The sequence below is a fragment of the Saccharopolyspora sp. ASAGF58 genome, from assembly GCF_012277335.1.
GTDB lineage: Bacteria > Actinomycetota > Actinomycetes > Mycobacteriales > Pseudonocardiaceae > Saccharopolyspora > Saccharopolyspora hattusasensis.
On sequence record NZ_CP040605.1, the window covers coordinates 7814099 to 7831056 of the forward strand.

17 protein-coding genes are annotated in these 16958 nt (G+C 67.2%); 9 read left to right on the top strand and 8 right to left on the bottom strand.

Annotated features, from left to right (window positions below; translation table 11 throughout):
* Positions 1 to 426: 426 nt before the first annotated feature.
* Positions 427 to 1407 (bottom strand): TetR/AcrR family transcriptional regulator, encoded by a 981-nt coding sequence (locus tag FDZ84_RS36605; RefSeq protein ID WP_168589566.1) that lies wholly within the window; start codon positions 1405 to 1407, stop codon positions 427 to 429.
* Positions 1408 to 1533: 126 nt separating this feature from the next.
* On the opposite strand from FDZ84_RS36605, the gene FDZ84_RS36610 reads away from it, so the two are divergent.
* Both FDZ84_RS36610 and FDZ84_RS36615 read left to right on the top strand, forming a co-directional pair.
* A complete protein-coding gene (locus FDZ84_RS36610; protein ID WP_246868680.1) occupies positions 1534 to 2685 on the top strand; it encodes an FAD-dependent monooxygenase in 1152 nt (383 codons plus the stop codon).
* Positions 2686 to 2851: 166 nt separating this feature from the next.
* Positions 2852 to 4429: an alkaline phosphatase gene (locus tag FDZ84_RS36615; RefSeq protein ID WP_168589567.1), complete on the top strand. Its 1578-nt coding sequence runs from the start codon at positions 2852 to 2854 to the stop codon at positions 4427 to 4429.
* A gap of 263 nt (positions 4430 to 4692) precedes the next feature.
* Here FDZ84_RS36615 and FDZ84_RS40310 read toward each other — a convergent pair whose 3' ends face one another.
* Positions 4693 to 4890, bottom strand: coding sequence for a DUF397 domain-containing protein (locus tag FDZ84_RS40310; protein ID WP_168589568.1), 198 nt, complete (start codon positions 4888 to 4890; stop codon positions 4693 to 4695).
* 250 nt (positions 4891 to 5140) lie between these two features.
* On the opposite strand from FDZ84_RS40310, the gene FDZ84_RS36625 reads away from it, so the two are divergent.
* The 5 genes from FDZ84_RS36625 (at position 5141) to FDZ84_RS36645 (ending at position 9084) form a co-directional block, all read left to right on the top strand.
* Positions 5141 to 5365: a ferredoxin gene (locus tag FDZ84_RS36625; protein WP_168589569.1), complete on the top strand. Its 225-nt coding sequence runs from the start codon at positions 5141 to 5143 to the stop codon at positions 5363 to 5365.
* Complete coding sequence (locus FDZ84_RS36630; RefSeq protein ID WP_210435350.1) at positions 5355 to 5828, top strand: FAD-dependent oxidoreductase; 474 nt, start codon at positions 5355 to 5357, stop codon at positions 5826 to 5828. Before FDZ84_RS36625 ends, FDZ84_RS36630 begins: the two co-directional genes overlap by 11 nt.
* A gap of 398 nt (positions 5829 to 6226) precedes the next feature.
* Positions 6227 to 6523 (top strand): transposase, encoded by a 297-nt coding sequence (locus FDZ84_RS41430; RefSeq protein WP_168590624.1) that lies wholly within the window; start codon positions 6227 to 6229, stop codon positions 6521 to 6523.
* A 177-nt stretch (positions 6524 to 6700) separates the two neighbouring features.
* Positions 6701 to 7771 (top strand): IS110 family transposase, encoded by a 1071-nt coding sequence (locus FDZ84_RS36640; RefSeq protein WP_168585020.1) that lies wholly within the window; start codon positions 6701 to 6703, stop codon positions 7769 to 7771.
* A 752-nt stretch (positions 7772 to 8523) separates the two neighbouring features.
* Complete coding sequence (locus FDZ84_RS36645) at positions 8524 to 9084, top strand: lipase family protein (protein WP_246868681.1); 561 nt, start codon at positions 8524 to 8526, stop codon at positions 9082 to 9084.
* A gap of 164 nt (positions 9085 to 9248) precedes the next feature.
* Here the strand turns inward: FDZ84_RS36645 and FDZ84_RS36650 are convergent, their stop codons facing one another.
* From FDZ84_RS36650 to FDZ84_RS36660, 3 genes are all read right to left on the bottom strand, one after another.
* Positions 9249 to 9779 carry a dihydrofolate reductase family protein gene (locus tag FDZ84_RS36650; RefSeq protein WP_168589570.1) on the bottom strand — a complete coding sequence of 177 codons (531 nt, stop codon included), beginning with the start codon at positions 9777 to 9779 and terminating at the stop codon, positions 9249 to 9251.
* Positions 9780 to 9966: 187 nt separating this feature from the next.
* Complete coding sequence (gene argG, locus FDZ84_RS36655; RefSeq protein WP_168589571.1) at positions 9967 to 11418, bottom strand: argininosuccinate synthase; 1452 nt, start codon at positions 11416 to 11418, stop codon at positions 9967 to 9969.
* 349 nt (positions 11419 to 11767) lie between these two features.
* Complete coding sequence (locus FDZ84_RS36660; RefSeq protein ID WP_246868682.1) at positions 11768 to 12853, bottom strand: CocE/NonD family hydrolase C-terminal non-catalytic domain-containing protein; 1086 nt, start codon at positions 12851 to 12853, stop codon at positions 11768 to 11770.
* On the opposite strand from FDZ84_RS36660, the gene FDZ84_RS36665 reads away from it, so the two are divergent.
* Positions 12843 to 13391: a TetR/AcrR family transcriptional regulator gene (locus tag FDZ84_RS36665; RefSeq protein WP_246868683.1), complete on the top strand. Its 549-nt coding sequence runs from the start codon at positions 12843 to 12845 to the stop codon at positions 13389 to 13391. The two genes, FDZ84_RS36660 and FDZ84_RS36665, sit on opposite strands and share 11 nt — an antisense overlap.
* A gap of 187 nt (positions 13392 to 13578) precedes the next feature.
* On the opposite strand, the gene FDZ84_RS38365 is transcribed toward FDZ84_RS36665, so the two are convergent.
* From FDZ84_RS38365 to FDZ84_RS36675, 3 genes are all read right to left on the bottom strand, one after another.
* Complete coding sequence (locus tag FDZ84_RS38365; protein ID WP_210435351.1) at positions 13579 to 13731, bottom strand: transposase; 153 nt, start codon at positions 13729 to 13731, stop codon at positions 13579 to 13581.
* Positions 13732 to 13819: 88 nt separating this feature from the next.
* Entirely contained in the window at positions 13820 to 14281 is a 462-nt protein-coding gene (locus tag FDZ84_RS38370) for a helix-turn-helix domain-containing protein (RefSeq protein WP_210435352.1), read from the bottom strand.
* Positions 14282 to 14577: 296 nt separating this feature from the next.
* The gene (locus tag FDZ84_RS36675) at positions 14578 to 15435 is read right to left on the bottom strand and encodes an SAM-dependent methyltransferase (RefSeq protein ID WP_168589574.1); all 858 of its coding nucleotides are present in this window, start codon (positions 15433 to 15435) and stop codon (positions 14578 to 14580) included.
* Positions 15436 to 15601: 166 nt separating this feature from the next.
* Here FDZ84_RS36675 and FDZ84_RS36680 point away from each other — a divergent pair, with 166 nt between their 5' ends.
* Positions 15602 to 16792 carry a cytochrome P450 gene (locus FDZ84_RS36680; RefSeq protein ID WP_210435353.1) on the top strand — a complete coding sequence of 397 codons (1191 nt, stop codon included), beginning with the start codon at positions 15602 to 15604 and terminating at the stop codon, positions 16790 to 16792.
* Positions 16793 to 16958: the final 166 nt, after the last annotated feature.

A 16958-nucleotide genomic window follows, 5' to 3' on the forward strand; every position in this document is an offset into this window, starting at 1 on the left:
TTTTTCTCGCCCTGGAGCCATTCCTCGACACCCATTGTCTGGACACTGGTATTACGAGCAGTCGCTTTCTTCACTCCCGCCTACAAGCTTCATTGCGGCCGAAGTAACGAAAACCTCCTACACATCTAAGCTTCTGTCACACCCAACTGCCCAACCGTACATTCTTCGATGCCCTAACGGGCACACCACGTGACCTCGCTCCGTCACCCGAAGCCCTCATCGCCCTCGCCATGCTCGCCCTCGCCATGCTCGCCCTCGGCGGCCACCGACCCACCCTCCCCGGACGCGCCTAACCCACCCACGGAAGCAGCAGAAGAGCGATTTCGCGCGAAATCGACACGTGGCACGCGTGGCGAGCGGCGATTTCGCGCGAAATCGCCGCTCGCTCCGCTACCCGCAAGCATTCGAAGTGCTGTCCAGTTCGCCTCAGCCGGCGAGATCGCCTGAACCGGTCGGGGCGCCGAGGCGTAGCTCCAGGCCGTCCACCAGCGCTCGCAGGCCCTGCTCGAACAGGTCGTCTAGGACTAGGTCGTAGCCTTCAGCGGAGAGCGCGGTCAGCATCCTCGCGAACGTCGGGTAGCGGCCAGAACCGGTGATCGCGGCCAGCGCGGGCGCCTGGTTGTCCATCCAATCGTCCTCCGACAACCCGGATGAGCCGACGGCGTGCTGCTCGCGTTCGAGGTGAATCGCGATGCCCTGCACGTAGCTGAAGAACAGCACGTGCAGGTCGCACAGGTCGGCTGCGCCGAGGCTGAAGCCCTCGAACGCGGCGAGCGCCCATTCCGCGTGCACTGCCAGGTTGGGCAGCGGCACCGGGCGGGTGATCGGGCCGAGCTGGGCCAGCCACGGGTGCCGCCTGTACAGCGACCACAACGTTCGCGCGCCCAGTTCCAGGCGGGCGCGCCAGCTGGTCGGCGGCCGCGCCGGGTAGCCCCGCTCGCCGAATGCGGCGTCGGCCATCAACATGATCAGCTCGTCTTTGCCTGCCACATGCCGGTACGGCGCCATCGCCGCGACCCCGAGGCGGGCGGCGACGCCGCGCATCGAAAGCACGGCAAGTCCTTCGTCGTCGGCGATCTCGATGGCTGCCCGCACGATCCGCTCGCGGGTCAGACCTTGCTGCTGCCTGCGCGGCGCGGGGCCGCGGGTGGGCTGATGCGCCGGGCGGGACTTGGCCTTCGGCGCGGGCCTGCGGTCGGCGACCACGGTGCCGGAGCGGGGTTCGCCGCGCACCAGGCCTTCTTGGCTCAACGTGGCCAGAGCTTTGGCCGCGGTGGCCATGGCGACGCCCCATTCGGCGGCAATCCGGCGGGTGGAAGGCACCTTGGCACCCGGCGCCAGTTCGCCCTGCTCGATCCGGCGCCGGAGCTCGTCGGCGATGTTCAGATACCGCGGTTCTGACGGCACACCCACTCCATTCTGACCTAGTACAGATAGTCAACTGTACTAGATCAGTTTTGGACTTTTTAGCCATCTAGAGCAGTGTTCGCAGCGCAACCGCAACGAGCGTACGTCGAACACTGGAGGTAACCGATGCGGAACGTTCTGATCTCCGGCGCCAGCATCGCCGGCCCGGCACTGGCCTACTGGCTGCGGCGCAAGGGTTTCTCGGTGACCGTGGTGGAACGGACGCCCGGTCAGCGCAAGGGCGGCCAGGCGGTCGACATCCGCGGCGTCGCGCTTGAGGTGATGGATCGGATGGGCCTCGGCGAACACGTGCGGGCGGCTCGCACCCGGATGCGGGGTATGTCCATGGTGGACGGTGAAGGCAACGAGCTGTTCCGGTCCGAGGAGCAGGCTTTCAGCAGTGGCCGGTTGGGCAGCGAGGACGTCGAGCTCCTGCGCGAGGACCTGACGGCGATGCTGTACGAGGTGACCAAGGACCAGGTGGAGTACGTCTTCCACGACTCGATCTCCTCCTTGGAGCAGGACGAGCACGGTGTCCGGGTCGAGTTCGATCACGGTGGTTTCCGCACTTTCGACTTCGTGATCGGCGCGGACGGCGCGCACTCCGCCGTGCGCCGCCTGGCTTTCGGCCCTGAGCAGCAGTTCAGCAAGCACCTCGGCCAGTACCTGGCGATCTTCCCGGCGGCCAACTTCCTGGGCCTCGACAACTGGCAGATCTGGTTCCACGACGAGGAATCCGGTACCGGCGGGGCTATCTACCCGGTGCGCGACAACGCGGAACTACGGGTCACCCTCGGCTTCGTGTCCGAGCCGGTTACCTACGACCACCGGGACGTCTCGCAGCAGAAGCAGATTGTCACCGACCGGTTGGCCGGCCTCGGCTGGGAGGTCCCGAAGCTCCTGACGGCAATGGCCAACGCGCCGGACTTCCATTTCGACGCGATGGCGCAAATCCACATGGACCGCTGGACGACCGGCCGGGTCGCTCTGGTCGGCGATGCCGGCTACTGCGCCTCGGCGCTGTCCGGGCAGGGCAGCAGCCTGGCCCTGGTCGGCGCCTACGTGCTCGCCGAGGAGCTGAGCCGGTGCGACGTCGATCACGCCGCCGCCGTTCGCCGCCTACGAGCGGCGGATGCGCCCGTTCGTCGCCCTCAACCAGGCGCTGGCCACCGAGAACCCCGGTGGCCCCGCATCCGAGGAGTCGGTGGACCGCGCCAAGAACGGCGTCTCACTGGACATCGACGTGCCCGTCAGCGGATGAGCCGCCGACGATCTTAAGGGTGCCCGCTGACGGCGCGATGCCCAGTCCCCTATCCCTCAAGGTACATCGCGGGGTCAGCGCTGGTTCGCCTGTCGGCCATCTGGCGGAACTACGGTTCGTCCGAATTTCCGATCCTGTGTGGACGCACGCCGTGCGGACGCGCACTGGCCGAAAAGGTGGCACATGTCAGAGAACAGCGGCCCCAGCGCAGCAACCCCGTCCCGCCGCAAGGTCCTGTTAGCCGGCACGGCAGCCCTCGGTGCGGCAGCGCTGGGCAGCACCGGCCTTGGTGCCGTCGCCAGCGCCTCCCCCGGCGCGGGCGCCGTGCCGATCCGTGAGCCGTTCTCGCTCGGCGTCGCCTCCGGTGACCCGCTGCCTTCCGGCGTCGTGCTGTGGACCCGGCTGGCCCCGAATCCCCTCGCCGAGGACGGGCTCGGCGGCATGCCCAACCGGGTCGTGCCGGTGCAATGGCAGGTCGCCACCGACGAGCGGTTCCGCCGCATCGTCGCTGCCGGAAGCGAGATGGCCCGGCCGGAATCGGCGCACTCGGTGCACGTCGAGCTCGATGGCCTGGAACCCGGCACCGAGTACTTCTACCGCTTCCGGGTCGAGGGCGAGCTCAGCCGGGTCGGCCGCACGAAGACCGCGCCGCGCTTCGGCGCGCGGCTCGACCGTTTCGCGTTCGCCTTCGCCAGCTGCCAGAACTACCCCGTCGGCCACTTCAGCGCCTACTCCCACATGGTCGAGGAGGACCTCGACCTGGTCGCCTTCCTCGGCGACTACATCTACGAGGGCCCGGCCATGGGCACCATCGGCCGCCCGCACGTGCCCGCGCGCGAGATCTTCGGCCTCGCCGACTACCGCACGCGACTCGCCCAGTACAAGACCGACCCGGATCTGCAGGCCGCGCACGCCGCCTTCCCGTGGGCGATCGTCTTCGACGACCACGAGGTCGAGAACAACTGGGCCGGCGACCGCTCCCAGCCGGACAACGAGCCCGACCAGGACCCGGCCGTCTTCCGCCAGCGCCGCGCCGAGGCGTTCCAGGCCTACTACGAGAACATGCCGCTGCGCGCGACGCAGCGCCCGTCGGGCGCGAACATCCGCATCAACCGCCGGCTGACCTTCGGCGACCTGGTTGACTTCCACCTGCTGGACACGCGCCAGTACCGCGACTTCCAGGACCAGGCCAAACGCCTGGACCCCGCGCGCACGATCCTGGGCACCGACCAGCGCGACTGGCTGTTCGGGAACCTGCGCGGCCAGACCGCCAGCTGGAACGTGCTGGCGCAGCAGGTCTTCTTCTCGCAGCGCGACTTCACCGCGGGCGACGCCGATTCCTTCAGCGATGACGCCTGGGACAACTACGTCGTGGAGCGCAACCTCGTGCGCGACCAGTTGGCCAAGGCTTCCAACCCGGTCGTGATCACCGGCGACGTGCACGCCAACTACGTCGCCGACGTCAAGGCCAACTTCGACGAGCCGGCCTCGGCGACCGTGGCCACCGAGCTGGTCGGCACCTCGATCACTTCGAACGGCAACGGCGTCGACCAGAACCCCACCGACGCGGTCCAGCTCCAGGAGAACCCGCACATCAAGTTCATCAACCGCAATCGCGGCTACGTCCGCAACACCATCACCCACTCGGAGTGGAAGGCCGACTTCCGCGTCATCGACTACGTCGAGACGCCCGGAGCTCCCGTCCGCGACCGCGCCCGCTTCGTGATCGAGAACGGCCGCCCCGGCGCCCAGCAGGTCTGACCGCCAGGGTGCGGGTGCGGGATTTCCGCACCCGCACCCGGCTTTCAGCCCGGGGTTCGGTCAGCGGCCGGAGAGCGGGATGACCTCGCCGGTGCAGCGGCCGTCCGGGATGCATCAACCAACCCACTCGCTGCCCCCATAGGCCAACGAACACTCGTGAGCGCGAAGGCCGCTAGAATCCACCTCTAGAATCCACCTCCGCGCTCACGAGCCTGCGCCAGCTAATCGAACTGCCCGCTCTTGACCCGAGTGGTGAAAGCATTTCATTGTGCCGGGCTCACAACGAAAAACCCGCCATCGAGATCTTTCGAGTCGCGCACACCCACGGCCTCATCCGAGACCGCCACCTCCACCACCGAACGAGCCAGGAAATGGGTCCGCAACCACTGCGCCCAATTCGAGAAGAAGAAACGAGACTGACATGCTCGGCGACGACCGCTGGCCCCCTCCCGTCCTTGCATCGGCTGCGACACCTGCGTCCTGACCACCGCAGTCGAACTCGAAAACCAACGTCTCGAAGAATTCCGCACCAACCTCGCCGCCGAACGAAAGGCCGCCTACGACGAAGGATCACGGCGGCTTCGCAGACATCGTTACGGCTGGTCAACCGCGACCGGCTGGGCGGTGACAACTCGCGGTCATGCGGTTCCGGCTGCTCTCGGCCAGCATTGGACGGGGGTGTGACCCGCTGACGCGAGGGGCAAGGTCGGGATGGGGATCGTCGTCGATCTGAACCGCTGCCAGGCATTCGCGCAGTGCGTCTTCATGGCAACAGAGGTGTTCGCGTTGCACGGCGAAGAAGCGTTGCTGTACCAGCCGCGCGTTGACGAGGCGCACCGCGACGACGTGCTGCGTGCGGCTGCCGCCTGCCCGGTCCAGGCGATTCTGGTGGACCGCCTCGACACGTCCCGGGAGACGAGCGCCGATGACCGCTGACAGCCTCCTGAAGGCGCTCCGCGAAGAAGGCCGCATCGTGATCGTCGGCGCCTCGCTGGCCGGACTGCGCGCCGCCGAACAACTGCGCGAGGAGGGCTTCACCGGTTCCCTCACCTTGATCGGGGACGAGCCGCACGAGCCGTACGACCGGCCCCCGCTGTCCAAGCAGGTGCTGATCGGCCGGGCGCTGCCGGAGGACACCGCGCTTCCCCGGCGGCGCGCCATCGATGCGCAGTGGCGGCTGGGCGTCGCCGCGATCGGGCTCGACCGCGACCGCAGGCGCGTCCGGCTGGCCGACGGGGAGGACGTCGAGTACGACCGCCTGCTGATCGCCACCGGCGTGGCTTCCGGCCGTGGCCGCACGAGACCGAGGCCGCGCTGGATGGTATGTGCGTGCTGCGCACGAGGGAGGACACCGCCCGGCTCGACCGCCTGCTGTCCAGGAGGCCTAGCCGGGTGCTGATCGTCGGCGCCGGTTTCACCGGCGCGGAGATCGCCTCGGCCTGCCGGGAACGCTGCGGGTAGCTGGGTGGTGAGCATGGCGAGGATCAGCAGGGTGAGCAGGACGAACGTGCTGAGCTGGATCCAGAACATCGGTGGTTCTCCTTCGGTTGGGCGAGGGGTGTCAATTTCGCGAGAAATTGGCGTTCACCCGGGTGACGGTCAATTTCTCGCGAAATTGCGCCGTCCTCTTCGGGCCGGTCGTGCAGCTCCGCCACGTTCGGGCTGGCTGGGTGGTGTGGACCCGCAAGGCGGTGGCCGATCCGGGGGGTGCGGCGCTGTCGGCCGGACACCGGTGGTGGGCAAGCGGCAAACGGTTCAGCGTGAACGCGATGTGCGCGATCGGTAACAAGGGGCGAGCTGTACTTCACCGTCTACACCGGCTCGTTCAACGCCGGCGTGTTCGTGCCGTTTCTGAACCGGCTGACCCGTCACCTGGACCGTAAGGTCGACCTGATCGTCGACGGTCACCCTGTCCACCGCCGCAAGACCGTCCGGAAGTGGGTGGACGATCGCGCTGCGTCGATCGAGATGCACTTCCTGCCCAGATACAGCCCCGAGCTCAACCCGGACGAGATTCGCAGGCGCCGACCTCGAACGGACAGTGATGATGTGTGTAGTGACGCCGCTGGTGGGTCTGACCCTCGAACGGACTGACGGCTTGCCTGTCCTGGAACGGATCTGTCGGCCTTACCGGGCGTTGCTACGCACGCGGCCGGACGGGCGTTTGTGACCTTATAGGAGCTTGGCTAGAAGCCCCGTCACTGTCTTGTCCTCCCGCCCGACCGGCGCGTGCCGCCCGAGGTAACGGACACAAGGACGGACAGGACCAGCATGACGCAAGAAAGCCCGCGGGTCATCGGCGGAGTCGATTCCCATGGCCAGACCCATCACGGCGCGGTGATCGACCAGGTGGGCCGGCACCTGGCCGACAAGGAGTTCCCCACCACCACCGATGGCTACCGGCGGCTACTGGAATGGATGCGGTCGCACGGACAGCTCGTCGCGATCGGGGTCGAGGGAACCGGTGCCTACGGCGCCGAGCTCGCCCGGGTACTCACCGCCTCTGGCATCACCGTCATCGAGGTGGATCGCCCCGACCGTAAAACCCGTCGCCTAAAAGGAAAAACAGACCCGATCGATGCCTACGCCGCAGCCACCGCGGTCCTGGCCGAACGCGCCACCGGCATCCCGAAAAGCCGTGACGGTGTGGTCGAGGCCATCCGCGCCCTGCGCGTGACCCGCACCAGCGCGGTCAAAGCCCGCACCCAGGCGATCAACCAGATCCATTCACTGCTGGTCTCCGCACCCGCGGTGCTACGCGAACAGACCATTGGCCTGAACACCGCCGCACTGATCACCACCCTGGCCCGGCTACGACCCGGCCAGGACCTAGCCCACCCGGCGACGGCCACCCGCGCCGCCCTGCGCCTACTGGCACGGCGCTACCAGGCCCTCGACACCGAGATCGCCGAACTCGACAACGCCATCGCCCCGCTGATCCTGCAGGCCTGCCCGGAGCTGCTGGAACTCCGCGGCGTCGGCACCCAGACCGCCGGTACCCTCCTGGTTGCCGCCGGCGACAACCCCGAACGCATGCGCTCCGAAGCCGCGTTCGCCCACCTCACCGGAGCCGCCCCCATCCCCGCCTCCTCCGGCCGCACCGACCGCCACCGCCTCGACCGCGGCGGCAACCGCGCCGCCAACAACGCCCTCTACACCATCGTCCTGGTCCGCATGCGCCACGACGAACGAACCCGCGCCTACGTCGAACGCCGCACCCAGGAAGGACTCACCAAAAAAGACATCATCCGCTGCCTCAAACGCTACGTCGCCCGCGAGGTCTACCACGCACTCACCACCACCCCCACAACACAACAAACCCCTCCAAAAACCGCCGCTTGACATCTATAGGAGCATCCGTCTCCACCGGTTCAGCCCCGAAAACCCGCGACGAGTTGAAACAAGCGGTCCGCTCCTTCCTTCACCGGCTCCAAAATTCGCCTGGCCGAGTTCGCTCCTACTTCGGCAAACCCGAAGTCCGCTACGCCGCCTGACATCACACATTTGCCCTACGAATAAATAACAGCCGCAGCACGCTGCCCGGGCGGGAACCGGTGGATCACCTCCGGTCCGCTTTTCCTTGATGGGCAACGTGAATCCCGCGCGATCAGCGAAAATGTGCGGCCGCCTGAACCGCGATCGTGTTCCGCGCCGGCGAGCCGCCGCTGCTTCGCGATCATCACAGCGTGATCATTGATCTCCTGCCCCCGCGACATTGAGCGTTCCAGCTCGCTGAACCAGCTCGCTACCACCACCCGTTTCGGTGACCAGCCGGGTACGCGCCGATTCTCGTGTCCATAGTTGGGAACGGATTCCCGTCGCGAGGAATTTCCGCTTCTACGTGAACAGAACTCGTTTCCAGGAGGTCAACGATGGCAGCTGTGTCCGAATTGGACCACGCGGTTACCGACTACCAACTCCCGCACGCCTACTGGCTGGCCAAGGCGGCGAAACTCGCCTAATAGGCCGACGAGGCCGAGATCCGCGAGACCACACGGCAGTGGGGCTTCCACGACTGCGACTACTTCCACGCCGAACTCGACGCGTCCTTCCCCATCGAGGACACCCAGGGCTTCGTCGCCCGCAGCGACAAAATGATCATCGCCGCATTCCGCGGAACCGAGCCGCGGAAGATCAAGGACTGGCTCACCGACACCAACACTCTCGCCGCCCCCGGCCCCGTCGGCAAGGGGCTCGTGCACATGGGCTTCAGCCGGGCCCTGGACTCGATCTACCCGCGGGTCCGCGACGCCGTCAAGCGCTTCAAGGACAACGGCCAGACCCTGTGGTTCACCGGGCACAGCCTCGGCGGCGCCCTCGCCATGCTCGCCTCCGCCCGAATGTACTTCGAGGACCCCAACTTGCTGCCCGACGGCGTCCACACCTTCGGCCAGCCGCAGACCTGCGACCGGTTGCTGGCCACGCCCTACAACCAGGCGCTCACCTCGCGGGTGTTCCGGTTCGTCAACAACAACGACATCGTTGCCCAGCTTCCGCCGGAACCGGTCTTCCATCACGTCGACCAGATCCGCTATATCGACAGCAAGGGCAAGCTGCACGAGAAGATGACCGTCACGAGCGGGCTCGCGGACCGCTTCAAGGGCGTCACCGCCGACGTGTTCGCCCCGGCCTCCGACGGGTCCGCGACCACATGATCGACCGCTACCTCGAGGCCATCGAGAAGAACATCACCTGACCGGCAGTCGGTTCGCCGGCAGCCCGCAACATCCGGTGCGTGGGCTGTCGGCGACGGCTTGGCCCCAGCGACGAAGGGTTCAACCTGCCTCAAGCGCGGGCTGCCGGTCCGGATGCCGCAGCGTCACTTCACGACGCGCATCAGCATGTTCGGGCCCGTCATGTCCAGGACTTCGAGCTTGATGTTGGTCCCGCCCGGGTGGTCGAACAGCCGGACGCCGTCGCCGAGCAGCACGGGCGTAATCCAGACCAGGATCTCGTCGAGCAGCCCCGCCTCGATCAACTGCTTGGCGACGTTGGCGCCGAGCACGCTGACGACCTTGTCGCCAGCGGCTTCCTTCGCCATCGCGACCGCGGTTTCGAGGTCGCTGACGAACGTGACGTCGGGCACCGGGGTGTCCGGGATGTTGTGGGTGAGCACGATGCTCGGTCCCGTCCACTGCCCGCCGTAGGCGCCCTCGCTCTCGGTCCCCTTGTTCGGATCGTCACCGCGGAAGGTGTTGTTGCCGATCAGGAGGGCGCCGACCTGGTGCACGATGGCAGCCGTGGCCGGATCTGATTCCAGCACCAGCTCGCCCAGCCAGGACATGTCACCGCCCGGTCCCGCGATGAAACCGTCCAACGACATGCTGCACTGGTACTGCACCGTGCTCATGAGCACCTCCGCGTGATCCACACCGCTGGGCGCGGTTCCCGCACGCTACCAGCGACTCGCCAGCCGCATCGCCGATTCCGGAATCGCCAACCTGTACAAGCGAAGATGTCGCGGACCAGGAAGCTCCGCGACATCTTCGAATTGTCCGATGTGGACGGTGCTCGTCGGTCTCCCGACCGCGAGCCGGTCAGTCGGTGCCGAACTCCATCGCGGCGCGGTCGAGCGTCTCGCCTTCGCCGGAGACCGGAACCTCGCCGCGCGCGGCGATTGCCTCGGCTCCGCCCTGCGGCATCGCGCCGATCAGCCCGGTCGAGGCCGCCTGGGCGGCACCGATGAACGCGGGGCTGGTGCCGACCATGCCGAGACCGGCGTACTGCTCCAGCTTGGCGCGCGAGTCGGCGATGTCCAGGTTGCGCATGGTGAGCTGGCCGATCCGGTCCACCGGGCCGAACGCCGCGTCCTCGGTGCGCTCCATCGACAGCTTGTCCGGGTGGTAGCTGAAGGCTGGACCGGAGGTGTTGAGGATCGAGTAGTCCTCACCGCGCCGCAGCCGCAGCACGACCTCGCCGGTGACCGCCATGCCGACCCAGCGCTGCAGCGACTCGCGCAGCATCAGCGCCTGCGGGTCGAGCCAGCGGCCCTCGTACATCAGCCGACCGAGCCGCCGACCCTCGTTGTGGTAGGCCGCCAGGGTGTCCTCGTTGTGGATCGCGTTGACCAGCCGCTCGTACGCGGCGTGCAGCAGCGCCATGCCGGGGGCCTCGTAGATGCCGCGGCTCTTGGCCTCGATCACCCGGTTCTCGATCTGGTCCGACATGCCCAGGCCGTGCCGGCCACCGATCGCGTTCGCCTCCATCACCAGGTCGACCGGGGTGGCGAACGCCTTGCCGTTGATCGTCACCGGGCGGCCCTGCTGGAAGCCGATGGTCACGTCCTCGGTGGCGATCTCGACCTCGGGGTCCCAGAACCGCACTCCCATGATCGGGTCCACGGTCTCGATGCCGGTGTCGAGGTGCTCCAGGGTTTTGGCCTCGTGGGTGGCACCCCAGATGTTGGCGTCGGTCGAGTAGGCCTTCTCGGCGCTGTCGCGGTAGGGCAGGTCGTGCGCGAGCAGCCACTCCGACATCTCCTTGCGGCCGCCGAGCTCGGAGACGAAGTCCGCGTCGAGCCAGGGCTTGTAGATGCGCAGGTGCGGGTTCGCGAGCAGGCCGTACCGGTAGAACCGCTCGATGTCGTTGCCCTTGAACGTCGATCCGTCGCCCCAGATCTGCACGCTGTCCTCGAGCATCGCCCGGACCAGCAGGGTCCCCGTGACCGCGCGACCGAGCGGCGTTGTGTTGAAGTACGGGCGCCCGCCGGAGCGGATGTGGAACGCACCGCAGGTCAGCGCGGCCAGGCCCTCCTCGACCAGCGCCGCGCGACAGTCGACCAAGCGCGCGATCTCGGCACCGTAGGTCAGCGCGCGGCCGGGCACCGAGGCGATGTCGGGCTCGTCGTACTGGCCGATGTCGGCGGTGTAGGTGCACGGGACGGCACCCTTGTCGCGCATCCACGCGACCGCGACCGAAGTGTCGAGGCCGCCGGAGAAGGCGATGCCGACGCGCTCGCCGACGGGCAGGGAGGTGAGAACCTTGGACATGAGAGAAAGTATGCATCGTGATGAATGACCATGCAAATCCGGGGGTCGCCTCCGCCCGAACGCACGCGGCCGACCACCAGAAGCATTCACCACACACCCCTGGCCAGCCAAGTTCCATCCGGAACACTCAATCGATACAGATCCACCGGGGCAGGAACTTCGACTTCGCACCATGGTCGACCAGCGTTCGATGCTCCTCCGAGGTCTTCGCGATGCCCAGAGACGCGCTCTCGGCGGCATGAGCGTGCGCTGGATGATGATGTTCTGTCTCGCTAATGGCCACGTTCTGCGACTACGGCATGGTTCGAGGTCGTGGCCGTTCGACGTTGGCACACCACGGTTTGCCGTGTCAGTTGGGGATGACCGGAAGGTACAGGTTTGAGGCGTGGTCGCCGCCGAGGTGGATGGTGGCACCGTGTCCGCTTCTGCGGTCGCCTGGGTCGTTGTGCGCGAGCAGTCCCATGTTGTCGTCGTCGGCTTGGACGCGCAGTTGGAGGCGCTGCCCGGGTTCGAGTGTGATGGAGATGGGCCAGATCTCCACTTCGAGCAGGGTTGGGACGCCGGGTTCGAGGGGCTGGATCTCGTCGTGGCTGTGCCACGGGCGGTGCGCAAGGGTGCGTTCGGGGTCGAGTTTGCGGTGGGAGGCGCGCAGCCAGCCGATGCCCATCGGCACCGGTGTGGCTGCCCCGCCGGGACCGATCGCGGGGATGCGCTGGCCGTCGACGTCGTACTGTTCGAGTTGGACGAAGACGTCCAGGTCGCCGGCGATGTGCGAGACCCACAGCCGCAGGGCGAGCGGGCCGGTGAGTTCCAGCCGTTCGGTGGCGGTGAAATCGAAGGTGGCCGGGTACGGCGCCCGGCCCTCGGCCGGCTGATGCCAGCTGAGTTCCTTCTGCCCCAGGTAAAGCTGGCGCCACTGTGTGCGGGGAAGCGGCCAGTTCTGTTCGTCGCGCCATTCGACGTCGTGGCCGCGCCGGATCGCGAGCCGGACGGGCGGGACGCCGTCCATCGCGGTCTGGTCGCCGCCGAGGAAGCGTTGCAGGAACCACAACTGGAGGTCCTTGGCCCAGTCCGCGTAGTAGGGGTCGATGTGGGAGCCGACGTGGACCACGAGCCATTTGTACTCGGAGGCGGCGTCGAGCCACCCTTCAATGTTGCCGCGCAGATGCAGGTGGATCGAGCCCCAGTTCCCCGCCGACAGCACGGGCACCCGCACTTGGGCGAGGTCGACGGTTCGCTCGCGGTACCAGTCGTCGAGCAGCTCGCGTGATCTGAGGTCGTCGGGCATGCTGGCGTGGTCGTCGCCCAGCTGCGGGATGATCTGTCGTTGCCACCAACTCTCGGTGGCGTTGGTGTAGATGCCGCCCTGGCGGCCCCCAGTCGCGGTAGAAGTCGGTGCAGCCTGGCTGGCCGCCGCCGAGCACGTGCTGGCCACCGGCGGCATCGAGGAGTTCACGGTCGCAGCGGTCGCCGAGCAGGCCGGTGTGTCCGTTGGCGCGATCTACCGGCGGTTCACCGGCAAGGAGCAACTGCTTCACGCGGTCAAGGACCAGCTGCTCGGCCAGCTGGAAACCGGTGTCGCGGAGGCACGCCGTTCAGCGGAGCCCGGACTGGACGGCGTGATCGCCGCGTTCACCCACGCGATGGCGCGCACCTTCTCCCACCACGACCGGATCTTCCCCGACCTGCTCAGCGGCCAACGCGCGGAAGGGGTCGAGCGCGGCCTGCAGGCGCTCGCGGTCGTCCAGGACGCCCTCGCCGAGGCAGCCGAGCCGTACGGGGACGACATCCGCAGGGCGGACCGCGGGCTGGCCCTGCGGGTGGCCGCCCGCACCATCACCAGCTCGTGCGTGCACCGGGCCGCCACCTGCCAGTCCTGGCCGGATGGGTTGACCTGGACCAGCTGGGCCGACGAGACCACCGAGATGGCCGTGGCCTACCTGACCTCACCACAACGCACTACGCGCCAGTGATCGTGTCCGCATCGCCGCCACGACCCGAAAGCCGGTTCAACATCACCCATGAGGCGACGCAGCCGTTCAGGAAACGTGTGAAAACGTGTCCTGTGCCGTCGCCTTGCGGCAGGGCGTTGACCCGTACCTGGTGGGTCTGGGTCTTCCCGTGGCGGTACCCACTGCCCGTATGGTGCAGCCGCCGTAACTACCCCAGCGCCACCTCCAAATGCTTCGGATTCGGGATGACGTCCCCAGTGGACAGCACCGCCAGTGACTTCACACCGAGATCCACACCCAACACCGCATCCGGTTGTGTGGGTGCGGGATCGGAGCGGGTGACTTCGACAGAGAATGACACCTGCCACCGGCCCCGCCTGTAGGACACCGTCGCCGACACAATCCGCGCCGTGCCCTGATCGATCCGCCGCGACAGCTTCCGTGTCGACTCATGCGTTCGCACGACCCCGATGCGGGGTAGCTTCACGTCTGCGGTCGGTGTCGACCAGGCCGAGTGCGCCGGTGGTGAACCGGCACGACAACACCGCCCGGTGCTTGGACTTCCCCCGGGGAAAGCGGACCTTCGCGCCCTTACGGGTGCCGTTACGGGAATCGGCCCAGTTCTTCAGCCCTTGCGCCAGATCCGCCAGCCCCGACGAATATGTCTCCTTCGAATTCTCCGTCCAGCACGGAGCGATCGCGTCCTTGACCTGATTCCACAGCTTCCGCAAACCGTAAGCCGACCACGAGACTGCAGGAGTGAGCAGTTCCTCGGCGATGCCGTAGGAGCGCTCGGCTTCGCGTTGCGCCAGATTCGCCTTCACCAACCCCAAACCCCAGTTGAACGCGAACCGCTGCGCACCACAATTCGACCGCAACACCACTTCCTGCTCCGGTGTCGGATCCAGCACGAACCGATACGCCTGAAAAACCGTACCCACAACAGCCTCACCCGGCACCCGACATGCCCAGTGCTTTGATCACGCACCGAGACCACATATTCTACAGTCAGTAAGATCTGTGTCGGCGCAGTGTCACCACTGTCGCATCCCTGGGAACCACAACAGGCAGGCCCTACGCGAAACAGCACATACAGACAAAGAACAACACAGATCGCCGAACCGCTTCTAACCCTCACGCAGCAGGAACCAGCCCCGCAGCGACGTCGGGACGCCACCCGGGGCTGTTCGATTGCCCGGATTGGCGGTCAGTCCTTTTCGGCGTAGACGGCGGTTTCGAGTGCAGCCACGGGCATGCTCCGGCCGGCCGGTGCGAGATAGCGGTCGGCGTACTCCTGCGGGCCCAGCTGCTCGACCTGCCGCCAGCCGTAGCCCGCGAGGAAGTCTCCGATCTGCTCGGGGTCGAGCCCGAAGCGCCAGAGCTTGCGCCTGACCACGTATTCCTCGTGCAGCGCCTCGCCACCGCGCAGCGATGTCCCGTCGAGAAAGTCCTCGCGGAGGAAGGTGCACACGAGCCGGCTGCCGGTGGCTGCCGACCCCAGGAACTCGAACATCGCGCGCACCGACTCCCCGGCCATGTAGGGCGTGACGGCTTCCGCGATGAACAACGTCGGCTGCTCGGGCCGGTAACCGTGCGCCGAGAGCGCCGCCGGCAGCTCACCGGATTCGAGATCGACCGGCACCAGCGCCACGGATTCGCCGAGCCGTCCGCGCAGCAGGTTCCGCTTGCGGTCGATGTTCTCGGGCAGGTCCACCTCGTAGATCCGGGTGCGCTGCGGATCGGGTTGCCGGTGGGCGCGGGTGTCGAAGCCGGCACCGAGGATCACCACGGCCTCGACGCCCGCGCTCACGGCGTCCGCGAACCTGTCGTCGATGTAGCACTTCCGGCACAGCGTGCTCGCCCAGATTCCCGGCATCTTCCGCTCGGTCGCGTTGATCAGCCATCGGCGGACCGGCCGGAACCTGGTCAGCGCCACGAGCGGCCGCACCCCAGCGGGCAGGAACCGCTGGGCCAGTTCGTCGCGCACCAGCGGGTTGCCGTCGCGCTGATCGACCGCGACGAACGCGATCGGGCCTACCGCGGTCCGGGTCGCACCATTGCCCACGTCGCCTCCACTCCAATCCGATAAGATATGTCCCGCGCAAGTCTTACAGTCGAATCCATTACTCTGCAAGGAAAATTCCCTTGTCCACCCAGAAGTGTCCAATGTAGATGTCGAGGCGCGCCCGCTTCGCTATGTTCGCGACGAGCCCCCGGCAGAAGGAGATGCGGTGCAACGATCGCAGGAAATCCCGATCCACATGCGGCGGACCGGGTTCGACCCGGTTCCCGAACTCAGCTCGCTGCGGCAGCACGACGGCATCGTCCGGATCACCAGCGGTTTCGGCGTGGACACGTGGCTGATCACCCGTTACGCGGACGTCCGCAGCGTACTTTCCGACTGGGAGAGCTTCAGCAACACCATGCAGGCCGGCATCCTGGAGTCCGAAGCACCGGAGCCCGGCGACGATGCGAACGCCATTCGCGCGACGCTCAACCTGCTCGCTTCCGACCCGCCCGAGCACACCCGGCTGCGCCGGACCGTCGCACCGGAGTTCACGGCCCGTCGGCTGCGCCGGCTGGAGCCGCGGATCACCGGGATCGTCAACGATCACCTCGACGCCCTGGAGCTCTCCGGCGCGCCAGGCGACCTCGTTCCCGCCTTGACCAACCCGGTTCCGGTGCTGGTCATCTGCGAGCTCCTAGGCGTCCCGCACGAGGACCGCGAGGACTTCCAGAAGCGCACCGACGGCTTTCTCGACATCGCCACGTCCAATGCGGAACGCGCCGCGCTGCAGGCCGAATCGCACGCCTACATGGCAAAGCTCGTCGCCCGCAACAGGGTTGAGCCCGGCGACGGGCTGCTGGGACGGCTGGTGAGCCGGCACGTCGAGCTCGACGACGCGGAACTCGTCGGCCTGGCCAGCCTGCTCCTGCTGGCCGGGTCCGAGACCACGTCGAACATGCTCGCGCTGGGTACGTTCGCCCTGCTGCGGCACCCCGAGCAGCTCGACATGCTGCGGCGGGACCCCGGGCTGGTAGACGCCGCGATCGAAGAGCTGCTGCGCTGGTTGTCCATTCTCCACAACACCACCGCGAAGGTCGCCACCCGGCAGGTGCAGATCGCCGGGCGAACGATCAACGCCGGTGACCTCGTGATGTGCTCGCTGCCCGCCGCCAACCGCGACCCGGATTTCGTGGTGCGGCCGGACGAGCTGGACATCACCCGTCCGGCGTCGCGGCACGTCGCGTTCGGGCACGGACCGCATCACTGCATCGGTGCGCCGCTGGCCCGCCTGCAGATGCGGATCGCGCTTCCCGCTCTGCTCGGCCGGTTCCCCGGGCTGCGGCTGGCCGCCGAGCCCGGGTTCCGCTCCGGCCACCTGACCCACGGCCTGGATTCGCTGCCGGTCATGTGGTGATCCGATACGGCGGACGCGCCCCCTGCTGGGGGGCGCGTTGTCAGGTCATGGCCCAATGCCGCTTAGCCTATTTTGATCATGCTGCTGTGTGGGTGAGTTGGATGCTGGGCGGGCTGTCGTGGCGGGTTCCGGTGTCGGTGGGTTTTTTGACTCGGTAGGCGTTGTG

What these genes read in the sequence shown, in the direction of transcription:
- FDZ84_RS36610 (WP_246868680.1), top strand. Translation starts at nt 1,534, where the DNA reads ATGCGGAACGTTCTGATCTCCGGCGCCAGCATCGCCGGCCCGGCACTG.
- FDZ84_RS36615 (WP_168589567.1), top strand. Translation starts at nt 2,852, where the DNA reads ATGTCAGAGAACAGCGGCCCCAGCGCAGCAACCCCGTCCCGCCGCAAG.
- FDZ84_RS40310 (WP_168589568.1), bottom strand. Translation starts at nt 4,890, where the DNA reads ATGCAAGGACGGGAGGGGGCCAGCGGTCGTCGCCGAGCATGTCAGTCT.
- FDZ84_RS36625 (WP_168589569.1), top strand. Translation starts at nt 5,141, where the DNA reads ATGGGGATCGTCGTCGATCTGAACCGCTGCCAGGCATTCGCGCAGTGC.
- FDZ84_RS36630 (WP_210435350.1), top strand. Translation starts at nt 5,355, where the DNA reads ATGACCGCTGACAGCCTCCTGAAGGCGCTCCGCGAAGAAGGCCGCATC.
- FDZ84_RS36640 (WP_168585020.1), top strand. Translation starts at nt 6,701, where the DNA reads ATGACGCAAGAAAGCCCGCGGGTCATCGGCGGAGTCGATTCCCATGGC.
- FDZ84_RS36645 (WP_246868681.1), top strand. Translation starts at nt 8,524, where the DNA reads ATGATCATCGCCGCATTCCGCGGAACCGAGCCGCGGAAGATCAAGGAC.
- FDZ84_RS36650 (WP_168589570.1), bottom strand. Translation starts at nt 9,779, where the DNA reads ATGAGCACGGTGCAGTACCAGTGCAGCATGTCGTTGGACGGTTTCATC.
- argG (WP_168589571.1), bottom strand. Translation starts at nt 11,418, where the DNA reads ATGTCCAAGGTTCTCACCTCCCTGCCCGTCGGCGAGCGCGTCGGCATC.